General features: G+C 63.4%; 4 protein-coding genes. 1 reads left to right on the plus strand and 3 read right to left on the minus strand.

Annotated features, from left to right (window positions below; all coding sequences use genetic code 11):
* Nucleotides 1-234: 234 nt before the first annotated feature.
* From HP499_RS20955 to HP499_RS20965, 3 genes are all read right to left on the minus strand, one after another.
* On the minus strand, nt 235-2,322 hold the full coding sequence (locus tag HP499_RS20955; protein WP_172326054.1) for a PhoX family phosphatase: 2,088 nt from the start codon (nt 2,320-2,322) through the stop codon (nt 235-237).
* 78 nt (nt 2,323-2,400) lie between these two features.
* Nucleotides 2,401-3,417: an o-succinylbenzoate synthase gene (locus tag HP499_RS20960; protein ID WP_172326055.1), complete on the minus strand. Its 1,017-nt coding sequence runs from the start codon at nt 3,415-3,417 to the stop codon at nt 2,401-2,403.
* Nucleotides 3,418-3,478: 61 nt separating this feature from the next.
* On the minus strand, nt 3,479-4,087 hold the full coding sequence (locus HP499_RS20965) for a hypothetical protein (protein ID WP_172326056.1): 609 nt from the start codon (nt 4,085-4,087) through the stop codon (nt 3,479-3,481).
* Nucleotides 4,088-4,189: 102 nt separating this feature from the next.
* Between HP499_RS20965 and HP499_RS20970 the strand changes: the two genes are divergently transcribed.
* Nucleotides 4,190-4,671, plus strand: a 482-nt coding sequence (locus tag HP499_RS20970; protein WP_172326057.1) for a DUF2510 domain-containing protein, incomplete at its 3' end; no start/stop codon positions are given.

Consider the following 4,671-nt stretch of genomic DNA (forward strand, 5'->3'; position numbering starts at 1 on the left):
TACCAACCCCGGTGACAACACTCTCAAGATCATCGAATCAACAGAGGGTCGCAATCATGCCGGGATCAGCAGGCCAGCACACCCATATCCTGCACCAGGAAACGGGCTACGAAAAAGGTAACGAGGGATCCGCTCAAGCACACGGGACGTGGAAGAGCGTCGGAGGACGACGAAAAGCTCCCCCTCCCTGGAACCGGGAAGGGGAGCATTCGTCAGTAAGGAAGAGGCCAAGCGTTACTTGCGGAAGACCTGAACCACAGAGGGGCGGGGAGCCCGGGCCGCACCGGCAGCGGGGGTGGCGCCTGCAGGGACGTAGTCCGGGAAGAAGGAGTTCTGCTCCGCGAACGAGCCGTCCTCGCCCGGGTGCTGGACGGCCACAAACACGGTGCGCTCTTCGTCGTGGATGATCGGACCACACGTCTCGGCGTCGCGGGGAACGGCGAGGAACTGCTCCACCTTGCCGCGCTCAGGACCTTCGAGGGTGACCTTGAACAGGCCGTCCGCGTATCCGATGGTGCCGGGGGCGCCGTCGGTGGAGATCCAGAGGTTGCCCACGGAGTCGAAGGCCACGTTGTCCGGGCATGAGATGGGTGAGACCTTGTCAGCCGGGAACCCCGAGAAGTACGTGGAGGTGTTCTTGGCGGGATCGCCGGCCACCAACAGGAGGCTCCAGTTGAATTTGGTTCCCGTTTGCTCGCGGCCTTCGGTGATTTCCACGACGTGGCCGTCACGGTTCAGGTTGCGGGGGTTGACCTCGGTGGCGCCTTCCTTGCCTGCCTTGCCGCGATCGGTGTTGTTGGTGCATGCGACGTAGACCTTGCCCGTGCGCGGGTTCGGTTCAACATCTTCGCAGCGGTCCATCTTGGTGGGCCCCACCTTGTCTGCGGCGATGCGGGTGTAGACGAGGACCTCCGGCACGGTCATACCGGGCACAGCCGAGGTGCCGTTGACTACCAGTGGCAGCCATTCGCCGGTCCCATCGAAAGAACCGTCTGCGGGGAGCTTGCCGGTGCCGTCAATGTCCGCAGGAGAGTCACCGGTGAAGCGAGCCACATAGAGGTCGCCTTCGGAGAGCAGGTTCATGTTGTTCTTGCGGGCTTCGCGTGAGTCACCGGGCTGGTACTTGCCCTTGGAGACGAACTTGTAGAGGTAGTCGAAACGCTCGTCGTCGCCCATGTAAGCCACTACGTGACCGGAAGGAGCGACGATGACGTTGGCGCCCTCGTGCTTGAAGCGGCCCATGGCGGAGTGCTTCTTGGGAGCGGACGTGGGATCGAACGGGTCAACTTCCACGATCCAGCCGAAACGGTTGGTCTCGTTGGCGTAGCCGGAGTTGCGGGTGTCGAAGCGCGGCTCGTCGAGTTCCCACTGACGGGTGGTTGGCTTGGAGGAGATTCCGTATCGCTTGTCGCCGTCGCTGGTGCCGGGGGCAGCGAAGTAGCCGTTGAAGTTCTCTTCGCCGGAGAGGATGGTGCCCCACGGGGTGGTTCCACCGGCACAGTTGCCCAGTGTGCCCTTGATCCAACGGCCTGCCGGGTCATCGATCGTCTTGACCAGGTTGGTACCGGCGGCGGCGCCCGTCAGTTCGTAGACGGTATCTGTGAGGAAGCGACGGTTCAGAGGTGCGCCCTGGACGTAGTTCCACGGCTTGTTCTTGTTCTTGCGCTCGAGCTCCACTACAGCCAGACCATGTCCGGCGCGTCCGATGGCACGTGCCTCTTTGGGGTCGAAGCCTTCCGGCAGCATGATGTTCTCGTTGGTGTACTCGTGGTTGCTGAAGAGCACGGCACGGCGGTCCTTGGAACCCGGGATGGGCAGGATGTCCGTGTAGTCGTTGTTGTAACCGAACTGGCGCGCCTGGGCTGCAGCGGTCTGCGCGTTGAGGTCAAAGGCCGGTGAGTCGGCAAACAAGGGGTCGCCCCAGCGGATGATCGGCTTCCAATCGAAGCCCTCCGGAACGGTGAAGGCATCCACTGCAGCGTCCACGGGCTTGATGGCCGTGAACGTGAGCTTGGACTTCTCGAAGCCCTTCTTGGCAGCATCGGAGAGCCCGTTTCCCGGGTCGGCCACAGCGGTGTCACCACCGGTTACGGCACCACCGAGGACGATGGCGAGCGCTCCTGCGGCGCCGAGCCCCAGTGCTGCACGGCGGGACATGGCCGTTGAGGCGATGTCACGGAAGTAGCCGTTGGCGCTCGTGTTGCAGACATCGCCCGAGCAGGCGTTGTCGCACTTCAAAGCACAGGTAACCGCACTGCGCTTGCCCTTGGTGTGGCCGAGCATGGGGAGCAGCGGAAACGTGCGTCCGGTGGTTTCAGACATTGGGGAAGACCTTCCAGAGGATGTACGAGGTTCCCGCTGAGCTTTTCAGCGGAATCCGAATCTGAGAGGTCTCTCCGGTTAAGAAACGGTGAACAAAGGGTGCTGGTTTGCCGCCAGGATTCCGTGCACCCTTCGAAGTCGGTCCAGCCACCACTCCCGGCGTTCCCTCGAGGCCGCGAACTGCTCAAGAAGTCCAGGATCGGCCACCGTTTCGCGTAACTGGATGCCGCCGTCGTCGGCCACCAGCGGGTCCAGCGTGATGTCCGATTCGAACAGCGATACTGTACCGAGTCCGCAAGCGTAAGGAAGCGCAGGCAGCGCGGCTGCGAGCGCCAGCCCGGCGCGGATGCCCACGGAGGTATCCAGCGCAGAACTGACGACGGCGGGCAGCCCGGCTTGCTCTACGATGTCCAGTACCCGCCGGACTCCCCCGAGTGGAGCCACCTTGACCACTATGAGGTCCGCGGCGCCGGCCCTGGCTACCCGAAGGGGATCGTCTTCCTTGCGTACGCTCTCGTCGGCAGCGATGAGGACGGGCGTCCCTCCCTCAGAAAGCCGACGCCGGACCTCGGCCAGGCCCTCAATGGTGGGAACAGGTTGTTCAGCGTATTCAAGGCCTGCAACGGAGAGCTTGCGCAGCGCCTCCACTGCTTGCCCGATGTCCCATCCACCGTTTGCGTCAACACGGATGGCGGCCTCGGGCAGAGCTTCACGTACTGCGTGTACCCGCGCAACGTCGTCCCTCAATGATTGCCCGCGTTCGGCGACTTTGATCTTGACAGCGTCCACGCGCCCGAACCGTCCCAGCACCTCCGGGACGCGCTCTGCGGGAACGGCGGGAACTGTCGCGTTGACCGGGATGGCCGACCGCAGCGGAGGGGGGAACCCCATCCACCCTGCTTCCAAGGCGGCGGCAAGCCAGGGAGAGGACTCGTGGTCGTCGTATTCGGGGAATGGGCAAAACTCGCCCCACCCCACCGGCCCGCGGAGCAGGAGAGTCTCGCGCTCCATGATGCCGCGGAACTTCACCCGCATGGGCAACGAGACCACGTGGGCCGAATCGACGAGTTCTTCTAGGGAGGGAAGTGCAGGCATAGTGCCACTGTACCGGCGGCCTTCCGCCCCAAATACGGGCCAACCCGGCTATGTGGAAAAGTCATTCAGTCCAGTACTTCTGCACTCGCCCCAAGGCTTCTTCCAGATGCTCGCCGGGCAGGACGAGCGAGCCCTCAGGGATCCCCAAGGCCCGCCACCTGATCGCCAGCGTGCAGTCCCCTTCCAGCGGCAACGGCCACAGCCAATACCGTCCGGTGAACTGGACGGACTCGGCGTTGTTGCTCCCTCCGCCGCCGCCCAAGGTTGTCAGGACAGGGCCGGTAATGTCGTCACCCTCTTCAAAGGACGCCGGTCCGTGAATGGCCGCGACAGCTTTGCGTCCGTCCGCAAAAGCCACCCCTACTTCAAGTCCCGTCCTGGTATCCAGGCTGGACCGCGGGTGGTTATAGCTCTCCTCCACGATTTCCCGCCATTCCTGGTCCGACTCATCCACGCGTCGAACAGACCACACCAGGTCCAACAGGCAGCCCGTGGAGTACACCTCTACCAACTTCAAAGCCACCACCATCCGCCGGTTCTTGTGCACAAACCCGCCAAGCGGGACCACGCCGGGCAATTCGTCCGACGGCGGCCCGGCCCACCCCGGCCTGATTGGCTGGGGTTGACGTGCCCGTTCGGGAGGCTCGGGGAGGGCGTCGAAGAAGCTCATCTTCCACTCATACACCACCTGACAGGCACTGGGGAGAGGTGCTTGGCAACCGAGGGGCAGCAATCGCGATATTCTCGGAAGACGACTCAATGTGGGGGAGATATGACTCAATCAACGCCCGGTTCCGCAACGCCTCCGGGATGGTATCCGGACCCTTCAGATCCGCGACTTGTCCGCTGGTGGGACGGCCGCGCCTGGACTGCCCACTTGGCTCCGCAGCAGGCCTCCCATCAGGTTTCACAGCCGATGCAGTACCAGCAGGTGCAGTACCAGCCCGCGTTCAAAGCTCCGCGTACCCCGATCAGCGATGAGACGCCCGTCTACAACCCGTTCATTTGGGCCATCACGCTACTTCCGTTGGTCTCGGTGCTGTTCATGCTGACCTGGCAGCCTGAGTTCCGGGTCATCACCACGCGGCAGGGCGTCACCACCTTGGACCCGTTCTCGATGTACACGCCGGGGTATTTCCTGCTGATGGCCTCAAGCCTGGTCATCTACGGCCTCTCGGTGTTCTTCGCGTACCTGGACTACCAGCGTTTGGGGAGGGCCGGCGTCGTGCGTCCTTTCCACTGGGCCTGGACGTT

The sequence above is a fragment of the Paenarthrobacter sp. CM16 genome (assembly GCF_013179505.1).
Lineage (GTDB): Bacteria > Actinomycetota > Actinomycetes > Actinomycetales > Micrococcaceae > Arthrobacter.

What these genes read in the sequence shown, in the direction of transcription:
- HP499_RS20955 (WP_172326054.1), bottom strand. Translation starts at nt 2,322, where the DNA reads ATGTCTGAAACCACCGGACGCACGTTTCCGCTGCTCCCCATGCTCGGC.
- HP499_RS20960 (WP_172326055.1), bottom strand. Translation starts at nt 3,417, where the DNA reads ATGCCTGCACTTCCCTCCCTAGAAGAACTCGTCGATTCGGCCCACGTG.
- HP499_RS20965 (WP_172326056.1), bottom strand. Translation starts at nt 4,087, where the DNA reads ATGAGCTTCTTCGACGCCCTCCCCGAGCCTCCCGAACGGGCACGTCAA.